The sequence below is a fragment of the Halomonas sp. NO4 genome (genome assembly GCF_010994375.1).
In the GTDB taxonomy this organism is placed as follows: Bacteria; Pseudomonadota; Gammaproteobacteria; order Pseudomonadales; family Halomonadaceae; genus Halomonas.
Map to the genome: position 1 here is coordinate 112,940 of NZ_WHMA01000008.1, position 24,583 is coordinate 137,522.

Genomic DNA, 24,583 nt, shown 5'->3' on the forward strand with positions numbered 1-24,583 from the left:
ATGCACGACACCGACTCCCGCCGCGACAGCGTGCTGATCGTCGAGGACGAACCCAAGATCGCCCGCCTGGTCGCCGACTACCTCGAGGGCAGCGGCTTTGCCGCGCCCCAGCTGGACCACGGCGATGCCGTGCTGCCCTGGCTCCAGGAACGGGCCGCGGAGGATCACCTTCCCGACCTGGTGCTGCTCGACCTGATGCTGCCGGGCACCGACGGCCTGACGCTGTGCCGCGAGATCCGCCGGCGGTGGCCGGGGATGGCCATCATCATGCTCACCGCCCGCGTCGAGGAGGTGGATCGCCTGCTCGGCCTGGAGTTGGGCGCCGACGACTATATCTGCAAGCCTTTCAGCCCCCGCGAGGTGGTGGCGCGGGTCCGCGCCGTACTGCGCCGCAGCCAGCCCAGCGCGGAGGCCGCCGGCGATGACGGCCTCCTCCTCGACGAGGCAGGCTGGCGGGCGCTGGCCGACGGCCACGACCTGGGCCTGACCGCCGTGGAGTTCCAGCTGCTCAAGGTGATGATGCACGCCCCGGGGCGCATCTTCTCCCGGGACCAGCTGATGGACCACATGTACCGCGACCACCGCATCGTCTCCGAGCGCACCGTGGACAGCCACGTCAAGAAGCTGCGCAAGAAGATCGCCGAGGCGTGGCCGGAGCGCGAGGTTATCCGTTCGGTTTACGGGGTCGGCTACAAGTACCAGCCCGGCGAGTGAACCGACGGGGAGTGGCAGCGTGCACGAGCTTTGCACACTGCGTGCATGGCGGCTGCACACCGGGGCACGAGACTGACAGTGTCATTCATCAGCCAAGGAGCTGCCGATATGAAAGGTCCCTTCTCACGCCGACTCTTGATGCCCGCCCTGCTCGGCGCGGCCCTCGTCCCGCTTGCCCTCTCCGCCGCGGCCTTCTCCGGCAAGGGTGGCGACTGGCACGAGCAGCGCCAGGAGATGTTCGAGCGCGCGGGCATCGACGAAGCCACCCGCGAGGCGCTGGCCGAGGCCCGAGACGAGCACCGTCAGGCCCTGCGCGACCTTCGCGAAGAACACCAGGCGCGTCTCGACGAGATCCTCAGTGACGAGCAGCGCGAGGCCCTGAAAACGGCCCGCCGCGAGCTGCGCGACGAGCGGCGCACCGAGCGCCGCGAAGCCATGCAGCAGCGCCTGACCGCACTGGTCGACAGCTGGGAGCTCAGCGAGGAAGAGCGCACCCAGCTCACCGAAGTGCGGGAATCCCTCTATGCCGACATGCAGGCGCTGCGCGACCGCGAATTCGACTCCCGCGAGGCGCGCCGCGACGCCTGGCAGGCGCTGCGCGAGGAGCACCGCGCCGCCTTGGGCGAGCTGCTCTCCGACGAGCAGATCGCCGAGATGAAGGCCGCCATGGCACCGCGCGGCAAGCACGGTCATGGCAAGCATCCCGGTTATCGCCACCACTCTGGCAAGGGCGACAACCGCAACGGCTGAACCAGCGGCCACTCGCCCCTGCCTGACACGCCCGGCCTCGGCCGGGCGTTCTCGTGTCGGGCAGCGACCTTCAACGATGGCCGAGCTTGCGGCGTGGCAACCGTGGGGAGTAACGTTAAGGGCCTGCTTTATTAGCCTGCAAAGGAATCGTCATGCCCCGCTCCCGCAAAGGCGCCGGCTATCGCCTCCCCTTGCCCTGCCATGCGCTGCTCTCCGCCTGGCGCGCGGGCTACGGCCTTGCCGAGCTGCGCCGAGACCTGCTTGCCGGGCTGACCATCGGCATCGTCGCCGTGCCGCTCTCCATGGCGCTGGCCATCGCCACCGGGGTACCGCCCCAGCACGGGCTCTACACCGCCATCGTGGCCGGCGCCATCATCGCCCTCACCGGCGGCTCGCGCTTCAACATCTCCGGCCCTACCGCCGCCTTCGTGGTGATCCTCTTTCCCATCGTCGGCAGCCACGGCGTGGGCGGGCTCTTGCTCGCCACCCTGATGGCGGGGCTGATCCTGGTGGCGCTGGGTCTGGCACGCCTGGGCAGCCTGATCCAGTACGTACCCTACCCGGTGGTGCTGGGCTTCACCGCGGGCATCGCCGTGGTGATCGCCTTGCTGCAGCTGCCCGACTTCCTTGGCCTCACCAGGATCGAGCTCGGCGACAGCACCCTGCACAACCTGGCCGCCATCGCGCGTGCACTGCCGAACGTGGCAGCTGCCGAGCTCGGCGTGGGGCTGGTGACGCTCGCCACCCTGATCCTCTGGCCGCGGCTCAAGCTGCCGGTGCCGGCGCCGCTGGTCGGCCTGGTGGTCGGCACCCTGGCCGCGCTGCTGCTGGGCGCGCTGGGCGTGGAGATAGACACCATCGCCTCACGCTTCCATTGGGAGTTCCAAGGCCAGAGCGGCAGCGGCATTCCCCCCTTCGCGCCCAGCCTGGTGGTGCCCTGGCAGCTGCCGGGGCCCGACGGCACACCGCTGGTCGTGGATTTCGCGCTGATCCGCGAGCTGCTCGGCCCGGCGCTGGCCATCGCCATGCTGGCGGCCATCGAGTCGCTGCTCTGCGCCGTGGTGGCCGACGGCCTCACCCGCACCCGCCACGATCCCAACGCCGAGCTAATCGGCCAAGGACTCGGCAACATCGCCGTGCCCTTCTTCGGCGGCATCACCGCCACCGCCGCATTGGCCCGCACCGCCACCAACATCCGCAGCGGCGCGGCTTCGCCGCTGGCCGCGGTGGTCCACGCCCTGGTGGTGCTGCTGGCAGTGGTGGCACTGGCCGGGGTGCTGGGGCTGGTGCCCATGGCCGCCCTCGCCGCACTGCTGTTCATCATCGCCTGGAACATGAGCGAGGCGCGCCACTTCGTGCACACCCTGAGGGGCGCCCCGGGCAGCGACGTGGCGATCCTGGTGATCTGCTTCGCCCTCACCGTGGTCTTCGACATGGTGCTGGCGGTGGCGGTGGGCATGGCGCTCGCCGCGGCGCTGTTCATCCGCCGCATGGCGACCGTCACCCATGCCCGTCGCCTCGAGGACGACGAGACCCGCGACCTGCACCGCCAGGCGGCACTCTACGACATCAACGGCCCACTGTTCTTCGGCGCCGCCGAGAAGGCCATGGCAACGCTGCGCGTGGTCGATCCGGAAGTGAAGGTGGTGCTGCTCGACATGCACGACGTGCCGAGCCTGGACGCCACCGCCATCGTCGCCCTGCAGACGCTGGCTGAAGAGCTCCACTCCCAGCAGGTGGGGCTGATCTTCGTCGGCATGGCGCCGCGCCAGGTGATCAAGCTCAAGCGCGCCGGGCTCAGTCGCAAGGCCGGCCGCCTCGCCGTGGTGCGTAACCTGGCCCAGGGGCGGCGCCTCACCGAGCGCTGGCTGGCCGCCTCCTCTCGCTGAACGCCGGCCCCTTCATTCGCCGTGCAGGGTGGCCATCAACCGGCGCGTGCCGCCGTGGTCGCGATGCTCGCCGAGCCAGATGCCCTGCCAAGTGCCGAGCACGAGACGCCCGCCCTGCACCGCCAGACTGAGCTGGGTGCCGAGCAGGCTGGCGCAGACGTGGGCCGGCATGTCGTCCGGCCCCTCCAGGGTATGACGGAAGTAGGGCAGGTCGCCGGGTACCAGCCGGCGCAGGAAGGCGTCGAGGTCATGGCGCACGTCGGGGTCGGCGTTCTCGTTGAGGGTCAGCGAGGCCGAGGTGTGCAGGAGCTGCAGGTGCAAGAGCCCCGTCGCTACCTCGCGTAGCCCGGGCAGCCCCTCGACGACCTCGTCGGTGATCAGGTGAAAGCCGCGCGAGCGCGGCGCGAGGCGCAGTTCCTGCTGTTGCCACATGGCGATTCCTCCAGCTCGGGTCTCCCGCCATGCTAACGCGCTGGACCATCAGCTCAAGGGCCGCCCTCCAGCCAGCAAGGTTATTTGATTGCTCGAGGCTAATCCGGTGACAGGCCTTCAAGGAGGCGCTGTGAACCCCTCCCTGGGCGCTACCTTCGCCATCCATGGCGAAGGACCTCCTCTCCGGCCTGCCCCCGGCGCCTCTCGCTTTGGGCAACGGCAACTGCCCGGCTCCTGCTCCCGCCAGTGGGCAGCCAACGCATCTCAGTTGCGCGGATCGTCCGCCGGATCGAGGTACTCGATGCCCCAGGGACCGGTACCGTGGAGCTGGATGACGGTCTCGCCCTCGGCGTAGCCGAACATTGGGTCGCCGGGCGCCATGATGGCGTAGCCGCCTTCCGGCAGCTCTTGCGTGGCGTCGGGATCGTAGGTCTCGCCGAGGGCGAAGTGCAGGGTGCCCTCGAGCACGGTGACCCGCTCGTAGGCCGGATGGATGTGGGGGCGGATTTCGTAGCCGTCCTCCAGGCGGATGCGCAGGGTGAAGGGCTCCTCCTCGGCCAGGCTGCCCTCGATGATGGCGATCTCTGCGCCCTCGCCCATGGAGCCCACGGGGCCCCATTCGAACTCGTCGGGCGTGCCGAGCAGGTGGCCGTTGCCGCGGTAGGTGTCGTCCGCGGCGATCGCGGCGGTACCCATCGCCACTGCCAGGGCCGTAGCGGTCAGGATGGTGGTACGGGGATTCATGATGGTGTCTCCTGTGTCGTGAGAGTCACTCGGGCCTTGATGGCCTCCACTCGCTCTGTCGGTTGTCAGGGGCACGGCACGATGGCCGTGTTCGCCCAAGACGCAGCGGGCCAGGCCTGTGTTCCCGCTTTTCCGGGAACGCATTCATCGGGAACCTCAGGGGCCTCGGCTGCGTCCCTGAACTACCCCTTGCCCACGCCCCCCCGGGCGGCTCAAGCTCGAAAGAAGCCCTCATGGCCCTTGCTCAACCACTCACCCGGTCCCCGCTGCCGTGGCACCCCACCCGGGCCGCGGAGACGACGAGACAGACCATGTGCGATCGCCATGCCGACCCGCGCCAATGGTTCGAAGCCCGCCTGGAGCCGTTGCTCGACCGGCTCTACGGCACGGCCCTGCGCCTGACCCGCCACCCGGACGACGCCGAGGACATCGTCGCCGAGGCGGTGGGCAAGGCGTGGCACCGCCTCGACGAGTTGCGCGACCCGGCACGCTTCGACGCCTGGCTCTTCCATATCCTCTCCAACACCTTCATCAGCGAGTGGCGGCGACGCCAGTGCCGCCCCCAGCCAGCCAGCGAGCCCGACGCATCAGAGAACCTGGACAGCGGCGACTTCACGCTCTTCCAGCAGCTGCACCAGCCCTTCCTGCTGTGGTGGGGCAGCCTCGAGGAGCAGTTCTTCAACCAGTTGCTGCAGGAGGACCTGGCGAGTGCCATCGACGCCCTGCCCGACGGCTTTCGCGTGGTGATTGTGCTGGTGGAGGTGCAGGGCTATACGTATGAGGAGGTTTCCCGGCTGCTGGGAATCCCGCTGGGTACCGTGCGCTCGCGACTCAACCGAGCGCGTAGCCAGCTGCAGAAGCGGCTGTGGGGTCAGGCCAGGGAGGCGGGCATCACATCATCGGGACAGGGAGGTACGCCGTCATGACTCCCCGGGAGCTGAGCTGTGAGGACGTGATCGAACGCCTCTTCGATTACCTCGACCGCGAGCTGGATGCCCAGCAGGCAGAGGAGATCGAGCGACACCTGGCTCGGTGCCGCGACTGCTTCACGCGCGCCGAATTCGAGAAACGACTGCGGGCTAGGGTGGAGGCGGCCGGGACCGTCACGGCACCGCCGCGGCTACGCCAACGGGTGCGACGCCTGCTCGACCGCTTCGAGGCGAACGGCTCGGACGACACGCCCTGACCCCCTGAGGAGCGCCTCATGGTAGCCATTCTCGGCTACTCCCGCGAGCAGATCGTCGCCGCGGTGCAGGCCATGTACACCGCCGTGGCCGAGCGGCCGGACTCGCCCTTCCACTTTCCCGTCGGTGGCGACACCAGCCACTGGCTGGGCTACCCCGCGTCGCAGACCGACAGCGTGCCACCGGCGCTGCTCGACGCCTTCGCCGGGGTCGGCTACCCCTTTCGCGCCGGGGCCATCCGCCGCGGCGAGACGGTGCTCGACATCGGCGCCGGCGCCGGCGTCGACTCGCTGATCGCCTGTCACCTCGTTGGCGCCGAAGGGCGTGTCATCGCCCTCGACCTCACCGCCGCCATGACCCGCAAGCTCAAGGGCACCGCCGCCAAGCAGGGCTTTGCCAATCTCGACGTGATCCAGGCCTCCGCGGAGCGGCTGCCGCTCTCCGATGCCAGCGTCGACAGCATCACCAGCAACGGTGCGCTCAACCTGATACCGGACAAGCGCCGTGCCATCGCCGAGATGTTCCGTGTACTGAGGCCCGGCGGCCGGGTACAACTGGCCGACGTGGTGATCCACCGCCCGGTCAGCGTGGACTGTCACGAGGACCCGCGACTGTGGGTGGAGTGCGTGGTGGGAGCCACCGTGAAAGAGGACCTGCTGGCGCTGTTCGCCGAGGCGGGTTTCGAGGATATCCAGGTAGTGGGCAGCCACGACTACTTCGCCCTGAGCCCCAGCGAGCAGACCCGCGAGATCGCGGCAAGCTTCGGCGCCCATACCCTCGAGCTCGGCATGCGCCGCGCCGCCCAGGCGCCCTCCCCGCTCAGCCGCTGGTGCCAGCGCCTCGACCCGCGCCGCGCCTGGCGCCGGCTGACCCGCCGCGGCCTGCTCGGGGTGGCAGCCCTGGGACTGGCGCTGGCGAGCTGCTACGGCACCCTGGCGCTGGCCGCCCTGCTGCCGCTGCTCGGCGTTAGTCTCGCCGTGAACGAGGGCACCTGGGCCACCACCATCGCCGGTTTCGTGTTGCTCACGCTGGGCGTGCTGGTGGCCGGCTTCCGCCGTCATCGCGCCATCGGCCCGCCCCTGCTGGCCGCGTCGGGCGCAGCCATGGTGCTTTACGCGCTCTTCATCGACTACCACGCCCTGGTGGAGCTGGCCGGCTTCGTGCTGCTGGCCGCGGCCGCGCTGTGGGACCTTCACCAGCGCCGCCGCCAGGAAGCACGGCTGTTGGGGCTGGAAGCCCCCGCAGATCCCAGCTAGTTCGAGGTCGAGCGCGCCTGGCGCGCGGCGAGCCAACCTTCGAGGGCCGCCAGCGCCGCCGGCAGCGCCGCCTCGAGCTCACCCAACCGCTGCCGGGCCTCGGTCACCCGCCCCGCCCGCGCGCTCGCTTCCAGGCATCGCGCGTTGGCCGAGAGTTGACGCAGGCCGAGACTCACTGACTCGCCCTTGAGGCGGTGGGCCGCGTCGCCCAGCGCCGTCATGTCGCCGACCACAGCGGCTTCGCGCAGCGTGGCACCATAGCGCCGCAGTTCGTAACCGTGGGTGGCGATCAGCGTGGCCAACGGCGTCTCGCCCAGGGCGTCGGCCAGCGCCTCCAGCGCGGCGGCGTCGAGCACCGGCTCGGCCGTGGCGGGCTCTTCCCCTGCGGGTTCGGCAGCACTATTGGCACTGCCCGGTGGCACCGCGCTCGGCAGCACCCGCGCCAGGCAGGCTTCCAGGGCCCCACGGTCGAGCGGCTTGCCGAGATACTCGCTCATCCCCGCGGCGCTGCAACTGGCCGGATCGGCACCGGGACCGCCGGCAGTCATCGCCACGACGGCGACCGCGGCGCGCCAGTCCCCGGTGGCGCGCAGGCGCCGGGTGGTGGCCAGGCCATCCAGGCCGGGCATCTGCACGTCCATGAAGATCGCCGCGAACGGCGCTTCCTCAGCGAAAGCCAGCGCTTCCTGGCCGCTCGCCGCCAGGGTGACATGGCAGCCGAGCCGCTCGAGCAAGGCCTTGGCGACCTGCCGGTTGACGAGATTGTCCTCCACCACCAGGACCCGACCGGAAAAGCGGGGAAGCGCCGCAGCACTCGCCTCGCGCCGTGCCGGCGAGGGGGCGGCCTCCAGCGGCAGCTCGATCCAGAATCGGCTGCCCGCCCCGGGGCGGCTGTCGACACCGATCTCGCCCTCCATGGCGGCCACCAGCCGACGACAGATCGCCAGCCCCAGGCCGGTGCCACCGTAACGCCGCGCAATGGAGGCATCCCCCTGGCGGAAGGGCTCGAAGAGGCGCTCTCGCTGGCTGGCCGCGATGCCGGGGCCGGTATCGCTCACCGTCAGACTCAGCCGTCCGCTTTCGCTCAGGCCCGCCTCGACGCTCACCTCCCCCTGCTCGGTGAACTTGATGGCATTGGCCAGCAGGTTGAGCAGCACCTGGCGCAGCCGGGCCGGATCGCCCATGGTGGCCGCCGGCAGCGACGGCGACAGACGGGTGACCAGACGAAGTCCCTTGGCCGCGGCACGCGGCGCGAAGAGCTGGCACGCCTCCTCGACCAGTGCCGCCAGGTCCACCGGCCGGCGCTCCAGCTCGAGCCGTCCCGACTCGATCTTGGAGAAGTCGAGGATGTCGTTGATCAGCTCCAGCAGGCGCTGGCCGCTGGAGTGCAGGGTGCGGGCATAGTCGTCGGAGCGGGCATCCAGCGGCTGCTCCAGCAGCAGCTCGCTCATGCCGATGACGCCGTTGAGCGGCGTGCGGATCTCGTGGCTCACCGTGGCGAGGAACTCCGACTTGGCACGACTCGCCGATTCGGCCCGCTGGGCCGTGGCCTGGAGTTCGCGGCTCAGCGACTCCAGGGAGTGCCGCGCTTCGGCGTTGTCGCGCGCCTCGCGAATCAGGAAGACGACCACCAGCAGGCCGGACAGGCACATGGCCAGGATCAGCGCCAGCAGCAGGGCATAGAGGCCCTGCAGCACCTCCCGGTCGCGGGTTGCCCGCTCGGCCAGATAGCCGTTGAGGGCGATGACGAGCTGCTCGGTCTGGGCTCCTACCCGCTCCAGACGGGTGTCCAGCACCCAGCGCTCCTCCTGCCCGAGCTGCACGAGTTCCCCCAGCAGGCTATCGAGGTTGTCCAGCCTGTCGACCAGGCGAGGCAGCACGCGCCCGGCGGCAGGCACCTGGCTCAGCAGCTCGGTGATGTCCCCGCGCTGCAGCAGGTTGAGGCGAGAGTAGATCAGCTCGAAGCGCAGCCTGAGCGCGTCGAGCGTGCGCACCCGCTCCGCGGCCACGGCCAGGTCACTGCGCAGTTGGATGATGTCGCGGTCGAGCTTGTAAGCGTGCCAGGCGGTATCGCCGCCGACGCTCTGGTGCAGCCCCTCCTGGCGCCACGCCACCAGCCCCACCACCACCAGCGCGGCGGTGAAGAAGAGCAGGGCCGCGATGGCGCCCACCTTGAGTCGCAGCGGATGACGCAACATGCTCCGTTCGCCTCGCCGTCAACGCGACTCAGGGCACATGGATGCGCGCCACGTGCCACACGGAACGGAAGCGGATGCTCTCGGTGAGCAGCTCCGGATGGTCATCGAAGGGATAGAGCACCAGCATGGGACCGAAGTCGCGCACGGCGATGGGTTCGCCGTCGCGCTCCAGGGCGAGGATCACGTCGTAGTCGTGGAGGTCTGACACCGGGATTTCCGCCTCGTAGTCGTTGAGCGCGCGGACCCGCACGTGCTGCGCCTCGGCCCCGGCCTCGGCGAGCACGGCGCGCAGCAGCGGACCCTCGAAGCGAAACACGCCCTGCGTCCAGGGAATGCGAGTCTCGATGACGCGGGTCGGCAGGGCCATCAGTTGGGTGCGGTCGAGGTGCAGCTCGTCACCGACGTTGGGGTGGGCGATGTCGCCCTCCACGCGCAGCAGGACCTCCCCTTCGGGTGGCGGCAGGGCGTCGGCCAAGGCGGTGAGGGACAGGACACACAGCAGAGTCACACCCAGGGTCGACAGGAAACGCTGGAGAGGGTCACGAAACATGGCGGCAGTTCCGGTGGTGAACGGAGTCTGCCGCCAAGGTTACGCGATCGCGCGCGAAAGGTCAGCCGAAGCCTGATTAGGGTCGCCGCAGGGGCTCAGGCCGACGCCTTGTCGATCGGCTCGCAGCGCACCAGCTCCTCGTAGGCGTGCCAGCTGGCATGCCCCAGCACCGGCAGGATCAGCGCCAGGCCGATGTAGAAGGTGAGCACGCCCACCAGCACGCAGCCGGTGAGAATCGCCGCCCACAGCAGCATGGGGCGGAAGTTGCGGGCCACGGCGCGCACGCTGGCCTCGATGCCCTCCATGAAGGTGAGCTCCTGATCCATCAGGGTGGGAATGGCCACCACGCTGATGGAGAAGGCGCCAAAGGCCAGCACGGCGCCCACAGCGGTGCCCACAGCGATCATGCCCAGTCCCTGGGGGGTGGTGAGCAGCGAGGCGTAGAGGGTCGCCGGGTCGGGGGCCTCGAAGCCGAAGAAGAGCGCGAACAGCAGGGTCGCGAAGCGAATCCAGGCCAGGAAGAAGATCATCATCATCACGCCCATCATGGCCAGCTGGCCGGCATGAGACCGCCAAGCGCTGAAGGCGTCGCCCAAGTGTGGCGCGCGGTTGGCCTCCAGGGCGCGACTGATCCCGTAGGAGCCCACCGCCACCAGCGGGCCGATGAACATGAAGCCGGCCACCATGGGCAGCAGCCAGTGCCACAGGTCCAGCATGATGGCGCCGACGGTGACCGCGATGCTCAGCCCCACCCAGAACATGCCGTAGGCGAGGCTCACCGCCGTGGCCTGGCGGAAGTCCTCGAAGCCGGCCGACAGCCAGGCGCGGGGCCGATCCATACCGATCGGATTGATGGTGATCCGTACCGTGGGTACCGCAGACTGCCGAGAGGAGCGTGTCGTTGCGTTCATTGGCTTACCCCGTTGTTGCCTCTTGTTCTGGTGTTGCATCTTGTCCTGGTCACGCCTTCTTACTGTAGTTGACCAAGGACAAGCCTGCTGAATCGCAGCGTGTACACGACGACGCCTGCACCAACGGTGGGGGTGCAGGCGTCAGTCAGAGGTGGGGCGCCAGTCGGCGCCCGACAGAGAGGCCGATTCAGCGCACGATCATCACCGAGATCTTGGAGTGGTGCACCACGTGCTCGGCATTGGGGCCGAGCACGTAGTCGGCGAACTTGCGCTTGTTGTGGGAGGCCATGACAATCAGGTCGGCCTCCACCTTCTTGGCCGCCTTGATGATCGACTCCCAGGGCGAGCCGTCGACGATCACGCTCTGCACCTGGATGTCCTCCGGCACGTGCTCCTGGATGAACTTGTGCTGCGCCTCGGAGAGCGCCTCGTGAGCCTTCTCGGCGAAGCCGTTGGGGAAGTAGGCCCCCACCAGCGGCATGCGGAAATCCGGCATCACCGTGACCACGTGCAGCGAGGCACCGAAGGTGCGACACAGGGTCACCGCCGTGGGCAGCGCCTTGTTCCAGGAGTTCTCTTCGTTGAGGTCCACCGGCAACACGATCTTGTGATACATGGTCATCGTCTCCTTCACGCCGCCTCGGCGGCCGAACCCTGGGCGTCACGACGGCGTCGCTGCAGGAGCACCACCAGACCGAACACCAGCAGACCGGGAATCCACATCAGTTCCTTGGGCCAGCGATCCACCGGCGCCCGGACGGTGAGGATCTCCTGATCGAAGAACATGGAGCCAAAGCCGATCTGCTCGGCCTGGCTACCGAAGGTGACGCTGTCGACGTAGGTGGAGTCGTCCTCGGTACGCAGCGTCATCCCCAGGTTCTCCATGCGCTCCTCGGCGGAGTCGCCATCGGGTACCGGCACCAGCAGGAAGCGGGTGAACTGCTCGCCGAAGTCGTCCTCGTCGAGGATCTCCACGCGCAGGTTGCTGCCCTCGTCCACCTGGCCGAGGGCCTGGGCGAACTCGCTGGGCGGCACCGACTGATAGGGATCGTGGATGATGTCCATCCAGAAGCCGGGACGGAACAGGGTAAAGGCCACCAGCAGCAGCAAGACCGACTCGTACCAGCGGCTGCGGGCGAGCATGTAACCCTGGGTGCCGGCGGCGAAGATCAGCATGGCGATGGTCGCCACCACGAAGATCAGCAACCCCTGCAGGAAGCTGACCTCGATCAGCAGCAGGTCGGTGTTGAAGATGAACAGGAACGGCAGGGCCGCGGTGCGCAGGCTGTAGTAGAAGGCCTGGAAGCCGGTGCGCAGCGGATCGCCGCCGGAAACCGCTGCCGCGGCGAACGACGCCAGGCCCACCGGTGGCGTCACGTCGGCCATGATGCCGAAATAGAAGACGAAGAGATGCACGGCGATCAGCGGCACGATGAGCCCGTTCTGCTGGCCCAGGGTGACGATCACCGGCGCCATCAGCGCCGACACCACGATGTAGTTGGCGGTGGTGGGCAACCCCATGCCGAGGATCAGGCTGAGTACGGCGGTGAGCAGCAGGATCAGCATCAGGTTGCCCATGGAGAGCACCTCCACCAGATCGGCGAGCACCAGGCCCACGCCGGTCTGGGAGACGGCGCCCACCACGATGCCCGCCGTGGCGGTGGCGATGCCGATGCCGATCATGTTGCGCGCACCGGTCACCAGGCCGTTCCAGAGGTCGAACAAGCCCTCCTTGATGTCCTCGGCGAGCTGGCTGCGGCCGCGAAAGAAGGCCGTGATCGGCCGCTGGGTGACCATGATGAAGATCATGAAGACGGTGGCCCAGAAGGCGGAGAGCCCCGGCGAGAGCCGCTCCACCATCAAACACCACACCAGCACGATCACCGGCAGGATGTAGTGCAGCCCCACCATCACGGTGGGCCGGGTCTGGGGCAGCGTGAAGACCGGCTTGGCGGGGTCGTCGAGCTCCAGCTCCGGGTAGCGGGATCCCACCTTGAGCAGTCCCACATAGACCGCCGCCAGCGCCACGGCAACGACCCATGGGGTGGCGCTGCCGAGCACCGGCTTGAGCCAGCCCAGACCGTAGTAAACGGCCAGCGACAACCCCATCAGCAACAGCAGCCCGGTCAGAAAGCCGATTACCTTGTTGAGCAGCGGACGCACCGGATTGCTCGACTGGAGGCCCTCCAGGTTGGCCTTGAGCGCCTCGAGATGAACGATGTAGATCAGCGCGATATAGGAGATCAACGCCGGCAGGAAGGCGTGCTTGATCACCTCCACGTAGGAGATGCCGACGTACTCCACCATCAGGAAAGCCGCTGCGCCCATCACCGGCGGCATGATCTGGCCGTTCACCGAGGAGGCCACCTCCACGGCACCGGCCTTCTCCGAGGAAAAACCGACGCGCTTCATCATGGGAATGGTGAAGGTGCCCGTGGTGACGGTGTTGGCGATGGACGAGCCGGAAATCAGGCCGGTCATGCCCGAGGCCACCACGGCGGCCTTGGCCGGCCCGCCCTTGTAGTGGCCGAGCAGCGAGAAGGCGACCTTGATGAAGTAGTTGCCGGCCCCGGCCTTGTCGAGCAGAGCGCCGAAGAGCACGAAAAGGAAGACGAAGCTGGTCGACACGCCGAGCGCGATGCCGAACACCCCCTGGGTGGTCAGCCACTGGTGATTGACCAGGCCATAGAGACTCACCCCGCGATGGGCGAGAAAGCCCGGCATGTAGGGGCCGAACAGCGAATAGAGGATGAACACCGAGGCGACGATCATCAGCGGCGGCCCCAAGGCACGGCGGGTCGCCTCGAGCAGGACCAGGATGCCGATCACGCCGACGACCACGTCCTGGGTGATCGGCGCGCCGGGACGCTCGGCCAGCTGCTCGTAGAAGAGGAACAGGTAGGCGGCACAGAAGGCCCCCACCGCGGCCAGCGCCCAATCCATGAGGGGGATACGGTCGCGTGGCGAGCGCTTCAGCGCCGGATAGGCCATGAAGGCCAGGAAGATGGCGAATGCCAGGTGGATGGAGCGAGCCTGGGTGGCGTTGAAGACGCCGAACCCCACCATGTAGGGCAAGGGCGACGAGATCCACAGCTGGAACAGCGACCAGACCGCGGCAATGCCCACCAGCAGCCGACCCGGAACGCCAGCAGGCTTGCGTGCCCCGCTATCGCTCGAGGCGACCATGTCCTCCAGGTCGGTCTCGTGACCGCGAGAAACCTCTTTGTCATCCGTCATCGGCTTAATCCTGCGTATCGTCAGGGACAGCAGCTCGCGACTGCTTCCTTGTCATCGGCGGTCCTGCACGTTGCTCCGCCCATCAAACAGATGCGCGGACTCCCTAGAGCGTCCGCGCATCCAGCCTGGAGGATCGGTGGCGACCCTTCGGTCACATCACTCGATCCAACCCTGCTCGCGATAGTAGCGCGCCGCGCCGTCATGCAGCGGGGCAGTGAGACCCTGGGAGATCATCTCCTCGGGGTTGAGGTTCTCGAAGGCCGGGTGCAGGCGCTTGTAGCGATCGAAGTTGTCGAACACAGCCTTGACGGCCTCGTAGACGATCTCCTCGTCGACGCCGGCATGGGTCACGAAGGTCGCCGCCACGCCGAAGGTCTCGACATCCTCCTCGTTGCCGCGATACATCCCGCCGGGGATCACCGACCGGGTGTAGTACGGGTACTCCTCGATCAGCTCGTCGATCTCCGGGCCGGTGACCGGAATGATGTTGGCATCGACGGTGGTGGTGGCCTCCTGGATGGAGCCGTTGGGGTGGCCCACCACGTAGACCATGGCGTCGACGTTGTTGTCGGCCAGCGCCGCGGCCTGCTCGGCGGCATCTAGCTGCGAGGCCAGGGCGAAGGTGTCTTCCGTCCAGCCCATGGCATCCATTACCACGTTCATGGTGTTGCGCTGGCCTGAGCCCGGGTTGCCGATATTGACCCGCTTGTCGGGGAAGTCGGAGAAGTGCTCGATGCCGGAATCGGCGCGCGCCACCACGGTCAGCGGCTCGCCGTGCATGGTGAAGACGGCACGCATCTCTTCCCAGGCACCATCGTCCTCGAAGTTGCCCTCACCATGGTAGGCGCGATACTGCACGTCGGACTGCACGACGCCCATGTCCAGTTCGCCGCTCTTCATGCCGTTGACGTTGGCCACGGAGCCACCGGTGGAGGGGGCGTTGCAGCGAATGTTGTGGTCGTCGCTGCCGCGGTTGACCATGCGGCACACCGACTGGCCGACGACGTAGTAGACGCCGGTCTGGCCACCGGTACCGATGGTGATGAAGCGCTCCTGGGCGACGGCCGGAGCCGAGAACATGGCCGCTCCCAGCAGGGCACCGGAGAAAGCAGCCGCAGTGAATGCGTGGCGTTTCATGAACACACCTCTTCGTGTTGTTGGGCAATCAGACGTTGCGCGAATCGACAGTGGAAGACGACCGGTCCAGCGGGTGCACTGGTGGCGGCTTCCACCGCTCCTTCCTACTTTAGCGAAAAAAACGCCTGCTTGATGAGGGATTTTTCAACACTCTGAGTCTAGCCATGCTTATCGTTTAGTGTGCGTTAATTCTAGGCCGCCACCGGCGAGCTCGCCACGCCGGCTCACGACGCCTTGAGAATCAGCTCCCGCTTCTCCGCCTTCATGGCCGCGAACTCGGCCTCATAGAAGAACTCGCTCTCGCCCAGGGCGGGCTCCAGGTGGTTGAGCCAGGTGGCGTTTTCGTCGTACTTGGCGAAGAACGGCCGCTGCACCCAGTCGTTGTCGCGCCCCTGGATGAAACGCAGCACGAAGACCTTCTCGCCGTGGATCTCGGTGACGCCCTGGATCTCCACCTTGCCGGGATCGGCGGACATCGACGGCCCGCGGGCGGTGCGCGCCAGGCCCGGCACCGTATTGATCGCCTCGCGGTAGATCTCCCAGGCCTTGACCAGCGGCACCTCGAAGTAGTGGCGGGCGCCGGTGTCGCGCTCGACGAACATGTAGTAGGGGATCATCCCCAGACGCACTTGGGTGGTCCACATCTTGGCCCACTGGTCGGCATCGTCGTTGATGTGCTTGAGCAGCGGCGCCTGGGTGCGAATCTCCGCCCCGGTGGCGCGGATGCGCCGGATCGCCTCGCGGCAGATGGCGGTGTTCATCTCCTTCCAGTGGTTGAAGTGCGCCATGAAGGCGACGTGCTTGCCTGCCGCCGTCAGCTCGCGGAACAGCTCGAGGATATCCTCGGCATCGGGGTCAGTGACGAAGCGGTAGGGCCAGAAGGTCAGGCTCTTGGTGCCGATGCGGATGTCCTGGACGTGATCCAGCTCCGGCGCCATCAGCCCCTCCAGATACTGGCGCAGGTGCTTGGCCTTCATCACCATGGGGTCGCCGCCGGTCATCAGCAGGTCGGTGACCTCGGTGTGCTCGGCCAGGTAGCGGTGCAGCGAGTCCGCTTCGCTCGAGGCGAACTTCAGCTCCTTGTCGCCCACGAACTGCGCCCAGCGGAAGCAGAAGGTGCAGTAGCTGTGGCACACCTGGCCCTGGCTGGGGAAGAAGAGCACCGTCTCGCGGTACTTGTGCTGCATGCCGGGCAGCGGCTCGCCGTCGAGCAGCGGCAGGTTGAGGTCCATCTGCCCCGCCGGATGGGGGTTGAGCTCGCTGCGAATGCGCTCGATCACCGGCTTCATCTCGGCGGCTGAGGCCTCGCGTGCCATCAAACCGGCGACTTCCTCGAAGTGCTCGGGCCTGAGCATGCCGCGCTGGGGAAAGGTGAGCTGGAAGACCGGGTCCGCGGGAACGTTGTTCCAGTCGATCAACTCGTCGATCACGTACTCGTTGACGCGAAACGGCAGCACCTGACTGACGACCCGCATGTCGAAGCGCAGGTCCTCAGGCAGGTTCTGGATCGCTTCGATCTTGTCGAGCTGGCGATGGGTGTAGACCTTGAACTGCCGGGCCTCGAAGGCCTCGGCCCGCGGGTCGTCGAGATCGATGTTCACACGCTGGTTCATGCCACCTCCTCTGGTCTGGCACGGCGAGCCGAGAGTCGGGCACGACGGCCGCGACCGCACCGCCGAAAGGCGGCCGATTCGCCATGGTCTCTAAGGGGTGACCATTGGTACTTGCCTGCCAGCCAAGTTGCAAGTTTTTGCTGCTATTTGCAACGAATGTCTCGCAAACCCACGAAAACCGCAACGATTCGAGCACTTCGCGACTGTCCCGCGGCACCGCGCGACGCCGCCTTGATGGCCGGCCCGCGAAGCAGCCAAACTGAAGGGGCCAGCTGCCAAGCCAGAGGAGACCGTCATGACTTCCCCACAAGCGCGTATCGAGTGCCGTCAGGGGGACATCACCGCGCAGCCGGACCTCGAGGCCGTGGTCAACGCGGCCAATGCCGAACTGCGCCCCGGCGGAGGTGTGGCCGGGGCGCTGCACCGCGCGGCCGGCCCCGAGCTCGACCGAGCCTGCCGCCCCCTGGCCCCCATCAAGCCCGGCCAGGCGGTACTCACCGAAGGCTTCGACCTGCCCAACCGCTACGTCATCCACTGCCTGGGGCCGATCTACGGAGTCGACGAACCGGCCGACGAGCTGCTGGCCGCCTGCTACCGCCACGCGCTCGAACTGGCCGAGGCCCATGAGATACCCAGCATCGGCTTCCCGGCACTCTCCGCCGGCGCCTTCGGCTACCCGGCGGCGGAAGCGGCACGGGTGGCGCTCGCTGCGGTGATACAGGCCTTGCCGGCCTGTCCCGGCGTCGAGCGGGTACGCTTCGTGCTCTTCGACGCTGCCAGCCGCGATCTCTTCCAGCGCACCCTGGATTCGCTCGACAACGGCTAGAGGTTGTAACCCAGCACCCGAGGCAACCACAGCGCGATCTCGGGGAAGATCGCCACCAGCGCCAGGGCACCGGCCATGGCCACCACGAAGAGCAGCGCCCAGCCCAGGGTCTGCTCCAGGCGGATTCTCGCCACCTCGGTGGTGACCATCAGGTTGACCGCCACCGGCGGCGTGAACTGCCCGATGGCGATGTTCATCGCCAGCAGGATGCCGAACCACACCGGATTCCAGCCGAAGTGCTGCATCACCGGGATCAGGATCGGCATCATGATCAGGTAGATGGAGATGGCATCCAACACCATGCCGGCGGCGAGCACCGCCAGCATGATCAGGATCAGCAGCAGGGTACCGTTCTCGGTCAGGCCGATGATCCACTCCGCCAGGTCGCGGAAGGTGCCCAGCATGGTGCCGGCCCAGGCGAAGATGCCCGCCAGGGTGATGATCAACATCACCACACCGGCGATAACCGCCGCCTCGCCGAATAGCCCCCAGAGGTCGCGCAGGCTGATCTCGCGGGTCAGGAAGAGCCCCACCAGGGCGCCGTAGGCCACCGCCACCACGGCGGCCTCGGTGGGCGTGAAGAGCCCGCTGCGCAACCCGCCGAGGATCAGCACCGGCGCGAACAGCGCCGGCAGCGCCTGCCGGAAGCTCTCCCCCACCCGCGGGCGCTGATACTCGGCGGTGACGGTGGTGCCCTCCCAGCCGTAGCGCCGCGACACGAGGAGTGCCGGCACCAGCAGCGCCAGCCCGGCAAGAATCCCGGGAAAGAGCCCGGCGGCGAAGAGCGCGCGCAGATCCACGCCGGGCACCACGATGGAGTAGAGAATCAACGCCACCGAGGGCGGAATCAGGATCGCCGTGGAGGCCGAGGCGGCGATCAGCGTTGCCGAGAAGGGGCGCGGGTAGCCGGCCTGGGTCATGCTCGGCAGCATCACCATGGCCACCGCCGCGGCATCCGCCGGCCCGGAGCCGCTCATGCCGCCCATGATCAGACACACCAGCACCGCAACCAGGGCCAGGCCGCCGTGGCGCGGGCCGATCAGCGCCTGGGCGAAGCGCACCAGGCGTGCAGCGACCCCGGCGCGTTCGAAGATCAGCCCGGTCATGATGAACAGCGGAATGGCGATCAGCGGATACTTGGCGATGCTGTTGTAGGTGTTGGTGCCCAGGGTGGCGAGCATCGCCGGTGACAGCCCGGTGAGAATGCCCACGGCCCCGGCCAGCGCCAGCGAGAATGCCACCGGCACGCCAGCGATCAACAACCCCGCGAAGGCCAGCAGCATCCAGAGGTCAGGGCTCATCCTCGAGCCTCCCCGCCAGGCGGTCGCGGGTCTGCTGCACCTGGCGCACCAGCATCACCGCCGAGAGCAGCGGCAACCACACCAGGTACCACCACTGGGGCACCCCCAGACCCGGCGACAGCGACTGCCACTGGTACTCCTGCCAGGCCAGCTTGGCGCCGTACCAGGTGATCAACCCCAGCACCGCGACACCGCACAGTCCCTGGAAACCGATCAGCGCCCGGCGCGGCGCGCCGGGCAAGGCGCGCTCCAGCAGGCCGATGCGAATATGGCCGTTGCGGCGCAGAGCCACGGCGGCACCGGCGAAGGTGAGCACCACCAGCAGGAACACCGAGATTTCCTCGGTGAAGGCGAAGGAGCCGCCGGTGAGGTAGCGTGTGACGACGTTGCCCAGGCTGATCAAGGAGATGACGAGCAGCGCCAGGGCACCGAGCCAGCGCTCCGGGCGGGCATCGGGAGACGGTTTCATGAGGGCCTCTCAGCGAGCAAACCGGCCCCTGGCGGGGCCGGAGTGGGGATACCTCAGCGTGCCTCGATGGCCTCGCGCGCGGTGTCGACGAGCTCCTCGCCGATGCGCGAAATCCACTCGTCATGAACGCTGGCGGTCGCCTCGACGAAGGCCTGGTGCTGCGCCTCGGTAAGCTCGGTGACCTGAACGCCACGCTCCTGGATGTCGGCCAGGCGCTCGCTCTCCTGCTCGCGGGTCATGGCGATCTCCCACTGCCCCGCCTCGACGGCAGCTTCACGCAGCACGGTGCGATCCTCCTCGGAGAGGGTATTCCACACCTGCTGGTTGACGGCGAACACCAGCGGGTCGTTCATGTAGTTCCACAGAGTGAGGTACTCCTGCCCCACCTGGTCGATGCGCGCCACGTCGAACACCGACAGCGGATTCTCCTGGCCATCCACGGCGCCGGTGGTCAGCGCCGGCTTGGCATCGGCCCAGCTCATCTGGGTGGGGTCGGCGCCGAGCGCCGTGAAGGTGTCCTGGAACAGCGGCGAACCCACCACGCGAATCTTCAGGCCCTCGAGGTCGCCCGGCTCGTCGATGGGGCCCTGGGAGTTGGAGAGCTGACGGAAGCCGTTCTCGCCCCAGGCCAGCGGCACCACGCCGCGCGTCTCGATGGCGTCGAAGACCATCTCGCCGGCCGCGCCGCCGGTGACGGCGTCGACCGCCGCCTCGTCGGGCATGAAGAAGGGCAGCGAGAAGAGATTGAGCTCGGGCACCTGGGGCGACCAGTTGATGGTCGAGCCCACGGCGGCGTCGATCAGCCCGGAGCGCATGGCCGAGAACTCGCGGGTCTGGTCGCCGTTGACCAGCTGGGAGTTGGGGTAGACGCGCATCGTCAGGCGGCCATCGGTGCGCTCTTCCACCAGCTCGGCCCACTTTTCGGCGGCCTGCCCCCAGGGAAAGGCGTCGGAGAGCACGGTGGAGATGGACAGCTCGCGCGCCTGGGCGGAGAGCGCGGTAGTGAGCACGGCGGCACCGGCCAGGGCCGCGGTGAGACGGGTGAATCGGCGTGTAGCAGTCATGACGTGTCCTTAGCAGCAGGGGCGGTCACCGGGACCGCTCATTATGGTTCTCGAAGCTGGCTCCAACGCCACCATGCGCAGTGCGGCGGCTCTCCCTATTCTACGAAGCCCGGCGTTGAATGATAGCCCGATAACGGATGGCGCGACGCCGGAAGGCCTTCCTGCTACCCTCTCGACCCCATCCTCGGGAAGGAACGCTGCCAAGTGCCGCCACGCGACCTGCTGCTGGGCCTGCTGATCGTCGCCATCTGGGCCCTCAACATCATCGTGATCAAGCTCGGGGTCACGGAACTGCCGCCGCTTACGCTCACCACCCTGCGCTTTGCCCTGGTGGCGGTCCTGCTGGTGCCCTTCCATCCGGTGGCCCGCCACCAGCTGCCCTTCCTGGCGCTGCTCTCGGTGACCTTCGGCACGCTGCACTTCGCCTTGCTGTTCATCGGCCTGGGCCAGGCGGAAGCCGGCACCGGCGCCCTGCTGGTGCAGATGGGCACGCCCTTCGCCACCCTGCTCGCCGTGCTCTTCCTCGGCGAGCGCCTCGACGCCCGCCGCACGGCGGGACTGGTGCTCTCCTTCGGCGGCGTAGCAGTGCTCTCCGGCGGGCCCAGCCTGCCCTCGGCGCTGCCCCTGGTGCTGCTGCTCACCAGCGCCCTGGGCTGGGCGGTGTCGCAACTGCTGATCAAACGCGGCCCCCACCTGGCGCCCATGGCGCTGGCCGGCTGGGTGGCGCTGTTCGCCGTGCCCCAGGTGGGACTCGGCTCCTGGTGGTTCGAGCAGGGCCAGCTCGCCGCCCTCGCCCAGGCCGGCTGGCTGGGCTGGGGGGCGGTCTTCTACACCGCGGTGATGTCGTCGATTGCCGCCTACGGGCTGTGGTACGGCCTGCTGCGCCGCCATCCGGTCAACCGCCTGGCCCCGCTCAGCCTGCTGGTGCCGGTAGGTGCCGTGCTGCTCGGAGCCCTGCTGCTCGGCGAAACGCTCGACCCGCACAAGCTCACCGGCGGGGCCCTGGTGATCGCCGGCGTGGCGCTGATCGTGGTACGCCTGCGGCGCCGCGCGAGCGCCCCCGCTGCCGACACCCAGGGCGATTGAGCCGGGGTAACGTTCAGTCGCGCTGCCCCGAAGCGGCACAGCCGTCGGCCTGATCGGGCCAGACGACACAATCACCGACATCGATGCCACGCGCGGCGAAGTAGCCGGCGTTGACCTCCAGCGCCGCCCGGTAGGGCACCCCGGCCTGGGTACTCGGGCAGTCCCCGGGGTCAGCGGAGCCGCAGGGCTGCATAGTGTGGATGGCCGCAATGCGCCCCGTCGCATCGACAAAGGCGATATCCAGGGGGATGCGCGTGCGATACATCCAGAAGCTGCCCCAGGGCGGCTGCTGCCGCGGGTAGAGGAAGAGCATGCCGGCATCCTCGGCCAGCGAGTCGCGCGCCATCAGTCCGCGGCTGCGCTGGGCCGGGGTGCGCGCCACCTCCACCGTCAGGCGGTGAGCCGCCTCACCGGTGTGGATCACCAGCGGCCGGTGCTCGAAGGTCACGGAGGCGGCCACCGCACTCGCCGCCATCGTCAGCAGCCAGACCGCGACGAGCAACGCCACCCGTCGGCCACCCCCGTGCCCCTTGTCGCCTTCGCTCATGTCGACTCCTCCACTCGCGCCGGGTCAACGCCCGGCATCAGATGAATGCCCCCCGCCAGCAGCGAGACCGTGACCGACTCGCCGCGCGCCAGGCCGTTGCGGCGCGCCGCATGGGTGGCAATGTCGAAGCGCAGCGTCTCGCGACCATGATCGAAACCCAGGGTGATGGACGCCATGCCGCCGAGGATCACCATCTCGATCACCCGACCGCTCACCGGGTTTTCGCGATCGCCGCGGGAGGGGCGACCGCGTCGGTGCAGCACCACGTCGGAGTCGGGCAGGTACCAGGCCAGGCGGGTACCCTCGGCAACCGCCTCGAGGCCCTCGGCCACCTCCAGCCGGTAGGGCCCCCACTGCAGATAGCGCTGCCCCGCGACCGTCACCACCTCACCCCAGAAGACGTTGTGGCGGTCCAGCAGCCGCGCCACCTCGGGACTTGCCGGGTGACGCAGCAGCTCGCCCGGTGCCCCGGCTTGCAGTGTGCGACCGCCGTGCAGCACGCAGAGGCGGTCGGCCAGCGCCACCGCCTCGTCCAGGTCATGGGTGACCAGCACGATGGGAATGCGGATCGCCTCGCGCAGCAGCGCCAGCTCGCGTTGCAGACGCCGCCGGGTCACTTGGTCCACCGCCGAGAAGGGCTCGTCGAGCAGCAGCACCCGCGGCTCGCGCGCCAGCGCCCGGGCCAGCGCCACGCGCTGGCGCTGGCCGCCGGAGAGTTCGGCCGGGTAGCGACCGGCAAGGCCGTCGAGGCGCACCCGGGCCAGCCACTGCTCGGCCCGCGCCGCCCGTGCCCCGGGCTCGACATGGCCCAGCGCCAGGCGCACGTTGTCGCGGGCGGTCAGGTGGGGAAAGAGCGCATAGTCCTGGAAGACGATGCCCACGCGGCGCTCCTGGGGGCGCCGCGCCAGCCCGCGATCGGCGTCGAACCAGGCCTCGCCATCACAGGCGATGTGCCCGGCCGCCGGGCGATAGAGGCCGGCGATGGCGCGCAGCAGGGTGGTCTTGCCGCTGCCGGAGGGGCCCACCAGGGCCAGCAGCTCCCCCGCCGCGCACTCGAACTCGGCCGCCAGGGGGATCGGCCCGGCCTGGTGCAGGGCCACGCTCAGGCGTCCCTCCGTCTCGGCGAGACGCGGCATCGGCGACTCCCGCTCAGCCATGGCGCCACCGCCGCCGGCCCGCCAGGCCGTAGACCACGCCGATGGTCACGAAGGAGACCGCGAGCAGCATGGCGGACATGGTCGCTGCGCCGGTTTCGTCGAAGGCCTGCACCCGATCGTAGATGGCGATGGCCAGGGTGCGCGTCTCGCCGTCGATGGCGCCGCCCACCATCAGGATGACCCCGAACTCGCCCAGGGTGTGGGCGAAGGTGAGCGCCAGCGCCGAGACCAGCCCCGGCCACACCAGCGGCAGCTCGATGCGCCACAGCGTCTGCCAGGGCGAGAGGCCACTGCACCAGGCCGCCTCGCGCAGGTTGGGAGGAATCGCCTCGAAGGCGCGCTGCACGGGCTGCACGGCAAACGGCAAGTTGGCCACCAGCGAGGCGAGCAGGATGCCGGTGAAGGTGAAGTTGAGCCCGGAGCCGGTCAGGCGCTGCCACAGCGCGCCCAAGGGCGCCTCCTGGCCGAAACCCATCATCAGGTAGAAACCCAGCACCGTGGGCGGCAGCACCAACGGCAGGGCGACGAGCGCCTCGCACAGCGGCTTGGCACGAAAGCGTGCCCGGGCCAGCGCCCGGCCCAGCAAGAGCCCCACCGGCAGCAGGACGAGGCAGGTCAGGGCCGCCAGGCGCAGCGAGACCGAGAGCGCCGCCCAATCCATCAGCGCGCCGCACCCTCGTCGCCAGGCACTCGGAAACCGTAACGGGCGAGGATCGCCCGGGCCTCGGCTTCCTGCAGCCAGGCATAGAAGGCGTGCGCCGTCTCCCCGGCGCCCTTGACCAGCGCCATGCGTTGCACCAGCGGGGCATGCCAGTCGCCCGGGATCAAGACGTGCTCGCTGCGCTCGGCCACGGCGGGCGCCAGCGCCAGCGAGTAGGCCACCAGGCCGCCGCGGGCATCACCGGCCAACGCGAACTGCGCCGCCTGAGAGACGTTTTCGCCCAGCACGCGCAGCGGTGCACTCGCATCCCACAGGCCGGCATGCTCGAGGGCCTGCATCGCCGCCACCCCGTAGGGGGCATGACCCGGATTGGCCAGCGCCAGGCGTGGCCGCCCTTCCCCCGCCGCATGGCGGTCGATGGCCTGGCGCACCGCGGCCAGCGGGGCCTCGGTCGCCGGCAGGTCGCCCTGCCCCGCGCGCTGCAGCCAGACCAGCCGCCCCTCGGCGTAGACCACCCCTTCGTCGACGGTGTGCCCCTCCGCGTGCAGCGCCAGCACGTAGGCCTCGTCGGCCGAGAGGTAGAGCTCGAAGGGCGCCCCCTGGGCGATCTGGCGACGGAAGTTGCCGGACGAGCCGAAGTTGAGACGGACCTCGCGCCCGGTGTCGGCGGTGAAGCGCTCGGCAGCTTCCGTCAGCGCAAACTGCAGGTCGGAGGCGGCGGCCACGGTGGGCACGCCGGCCTGGGCAGTGAGGGAGAGCAGGAGCAGGCCGGCGGCCAGCCCCCAGTGCAGCAGGAGACGCATCGCAACCTACCGATCAGCAAGGGAGTCCGCATTGTCGTGCAGGAGAGGGCGAGG

24 protein-coding genes are annotated in these 24,583 nt (G+C 68.6%); 8 read left to right on the top strand and 16 right to left on the bottom strand.

The window, feature by feature from the left end:
- The 3 genes from FEF15_RS08550 (at position 1) to dauA (ending at position 3,353) form a co-directional block, all read left to right on the top strand.
- Positions 1-714 carry a response regulator gene (locus tag FEF15_RS08550; protein WP_163558734.1) on the top strand — a complete coding sequence of 238 codons (714 nt, stop codon included), beginning with the start codon at positions 1-3 and terminating at the stop codon, positions 712-714.
- A 108-nt stretch (positions 715-822) separates the two neighbouring features.
- Entirely contained in the window at positions 823-1,464 is a 642-nt protein-coding gene (locus tag FEF15_RS19235; RefSeq protein ID WP_205598500.1) for a hypothetical protein, read from the top strand.
- Between the two features lie 152 nt (positions 1,465-1,616).
- A complete protein-coding gene (gene dauA / locus FEF15_RS08560) occupies positions 1,617-3,353 on the top strand; it encodes a C4-dicarboxylic acid transporter DauA (RefSeq protein WP_163558735.1) in 1,737 nt (578 codons plus the stop codon).
- Between the two features lie 12 nt (positions 3,354-3,365).
- Here dauA and FEF15_RS08565 read toward each other — a convergent pair whose 3' ends face one another.
- Entirely contained in the window at positions 3,366-3,785 is a 420-nt protein-coding gene (locus FEF15_RS08565; protein WP_163558736.1) for a secondary thiamine-phosphate synthase enzyme YjbQ, read from the bottom strand.
- A gap of 264 nt (positions 3,786-4,049) precedes the next feature.
- Complete coding sequence (locus FEF15_RS08570) at positions 4,050-4,529, bottom strand: cupin domain-containing protein (protein WP_163558737.1); 480 nt, start codon at positions 4,527-4,529, stop codon at positions 4,050-4,052.
- Between the two features lie 311 nt (positions 4,530-4,840).
- Here FEF15_RS08570 and FEF15_RS08575 point away from each other — a divergent pair, with 311 nt between their 5' ends.
- The 3 genes from FEF15_RS08575 to FEF15_RS08585 are packed head-to-tail and all read left to right on the top strand — an operon-like array spanning position 4,841 to position 6,969.
- Positions 4,841-5,455 carry a sigma-70 family RNA polymerase sigma factor gene (locus FEF15_RS08575; protein ID WP_163558738.1) on the top strand — a complete coding sequence of 205 codons (615 nt, stop codon included), beginning with the start codon at positions 4,841-4,843 and terminating at the stop codon, positions 5,453-5,455.
- Complete coding sequence (locus FEF15_RS08580) at positions 5,452-5,715, top strand: zf-HC2 domain-containing protein (RefSeq protein ID WP_163558739.1); 264 nt, start codon at positions 5,452-5,454, stop codon at positions 5,713-5,715. Before FEF15_RS08575 ends, FEF15_RS08580 begins: the two co-directional genes overlap by 4 nt.
- An 18-nt stretch (positions 5,716-5,733) precedes the next feature.
- On the top strand, positions 5,734-6,969 hold the full coding sequence (locus tag FEF15_RS08585) for a MerC family mercury resistance protein (RefSeq protein WP_163558740.1): 1,236 nt from the start codon (positions 5,734-5,736) through the stop codon (positions 6,967-6,969).
- Here the strand turns inward: FEF15_RS08585 and FEF15_RS08590 are convergent.
- The 7 genes from FEF15_RS08590 to FEF15_RS08620 all read right to left on the bottom strand — a co-directional run bounded on the left by FEF15_RS08590 (position 6,966) and on the right by FEF15_RS08620 (position 16,615).
- Positions 6,966-9,167, bottom strand: a complete 2,202-nt coding sequence (locus FEF15_RS08590) for an ATP-binding protein (protein ID WP_163558741.1) — start codon at positions 9,165-9,167, stop codon at positions 6,966-6,968. The genes FEF15_RS08585 and FEF15_RS08590 overlap by 4 nt on opposite strands.
- 28 nt (positions 9,168-9,195) lie before the next feature.
- A complete protein-coding gene (locus FEF15_RS08595; RefSeq protein ID WP_163558742.1) occupies positions 9,196-9,717 on the bottom strand; it encodes a molybdopterin-dependent oxidoreductase in 522 nt (173 codons plus the stop codon).
- A gap of 95 nt (positions 9,718-9,812) precedes the next feature.
- The gene (locus FEF15_RS08600; RefSeq protein WP_163558743.1) at positions 9,813-10,628 is read right to left on the bottom strand and encodes a DUF2189 domain-containing protein; all 816 of its coding nucleotides are present in this window, start codon (positions 10,626-10,628) and stop codon (positions 9,813-9,815) included.
- 187 nt (positions 10,629-10,815) lie between these two features.
- A complete protein-coding gene (locus FEF15_RS08605; RefSeq protein WP_163558744.1) occupies positions 10,816-11,244 on the bottom strand; it encodes a universal stress protein in 429 nt (142 codons plus the stop codon).
- Between the two features lie 14 nt (positions 11,245-11,258).
- On the bottom strand, positions 11,259-13,865 hold the full coding sequence (locus FEF15_RS08610) for a TRAP transporter permease (protein WP_163558745.1): 2,607 nt from the start codon (positions 13,863-13,865) through the stop codon (positions 11,259-11,261).
- A 156-nt stretch (positions 13,866-14,021) separates the two neighbouring features.
- Positions 14,022-15,002 carry a TAXI family TRAP transporter solute-binding subunit gene (locus FEF15_RS08615; protein ID WP_163558746.1) on the bottom strand — a complete coding sequence of 327 codons (981 nt, stop codon included), beginning with the start codon at positions 15,000-15,002 and terminating at the stop codon, positions 14,022-14,024.
- 224 nt (positions 15,003-15,226) lie between these two features.
- A complete protein-coding gene (locus FEF15_RS08620; protein WP_163558747.1) occupies positions 15,227-16,615 on the bottom strand; it encodes a lysine 2,3-aminomutase in 1,389 nt (462 codons plus the stop codon).
- 295 nt (positions 16,616-16,910) lie between these two features.
- Here FEF15_RS08620 and FEF15_RS08625 point away from each other — a divergent pair, with 295 nt between their 5' ends.
- Positions 16,911-17,441, top strand: a complete 531-nt coding sequence (locus FEF15_RS08625; protein WP_163558748.1) for a macro domain-containing protein — start codon at positions 16,911-16,913, stop codon at positions 17,439-17,441.
- Here the strand turns inward: FEF15_RS08625 and FEF15_RS08630 are convergent.
- The 3 genes from FEF15_RS08630 to FEF15_RS08640 are packed head-to-tail and all read right to left on the bottom strand — an operon-like array spanning position 17,438 to position 20,275.
- On the bottom strand, positions 17,438-18,742 hold the full coding sequence (locus tag FEF15_RS08630) for a TRAP transporter large permease (protein ID WP_163558749.1): 1,305 nt from the start codon (positions 18,740-18,742) through the stop codon (positions 17,438-17,440). The two genes, FEF15_RS08625 and FEF15_RS08630, sit on opposite strands and share 4 nt — an antisense overlap.
- A complete protein-coding gene (locus tag FEF15_RS08635; RefSeq protein WP_163558750.1) occupies positions 18,732-19,211 on the bottom strand; it encodes a TRAP transporter small permease in 480 nt (159 codons plus the stop codon). The genes FEF15_RS08630 and FEF15_RS08635 overlap by 11 nt, the downstream gene beginning before the upstream one ends.
- A gap of 53 nt (positions 19,212-19,264) precedes the next feature.
- On the bottom strand, positions 19,265-20,275 hold the full coding sequence (locus FEF15_RS08640) for a DctP family TRAP transporter solute-binding subunit (protein ID WP_163558751.1): 1,011 nt from the start codon (positions 20,273-20,275) through the stop codon (positions 19,265-19,267).
- A gap of 204 nt (positions 20,276-20,479) precedes the next feature.
- Here FEF15_RS08640 and FEF15_RS08645 point away from each other — a divergent pair, with 204 nt between their 5' ends.
- Positions 20,480-21,361 (top strand): EamA family transporter, encoded by an 882-nt coding sequence (locus FEF15_RS08645; protein ID WP_163558752.1) that lies wholly within the window; start codon positions 20,480-20,482, stop codon positions 21,359-21,361.
- Positions 21,362-21,374: 13 nt separating this feature from the next.
- On the opposite strand, the gene FEF15_RS08650 is transcribed toward FEF15_RS08645, so the two are convergent.
- From FEF15_RS08650 to modA, 4 genes are read right to left on the bottom strand one after another with little or no spacing between them, the layout of a single operon-like run.
- Positions 21,375-21,908, bottom strand: a complete 534-nt coding sequence (locus FEF15_RS08650; RefSeq protein WP_163558753.1) for a DUF192 domain-containing protein — start codon at positions 21,906-21,908, stop codon at positions 21,375-21,377.
- Positions 21,905-23,044 (bottom strand): ABC transporter ATP-binding protein, encoded by a 1,140-nt coding sequence (locus FEF15_RS08655; protein ID WP_240454117.1) that lies wholly within the window; start codon positions 23,042-23,044, stop codon positions 21,905-21,907. Before FEF15_RS08655 ends, FEF15_RS08650 begins: the two co-directional genes overlap by 4 nt.
- Positions 23,045-23,057: 13 nt before the next feature.
- Positions 23,058-23,726: a molybdate ABC transporter permease subunit gene (gene modB, locus FEF15_RS08660; RefSeq protein WP_163558755.1), complete on the bottom strand. Its 669-nt coding sequence runs from the start codon at positions 23,724-23,726 to the stop codon at positions 23,058-23,060.
- On the bottom strand, positions 23,726-24,529 hold the full coding sequence (gene modA, locus FEF15_RS08665) for a molybdate ABC transporter substrate-binding protein (RefSeq protein ID WP_163558756.1): 804 nt from the start codon (positions 24,527-24,529) through the stop codon (positions 23,726-23,728). The genes modB and modA overlap by 1 nt, the downstream gene beginning before the upstream one ends.
- Positions 24,530-24,583 lie beyond the last annotated feature (54 nt).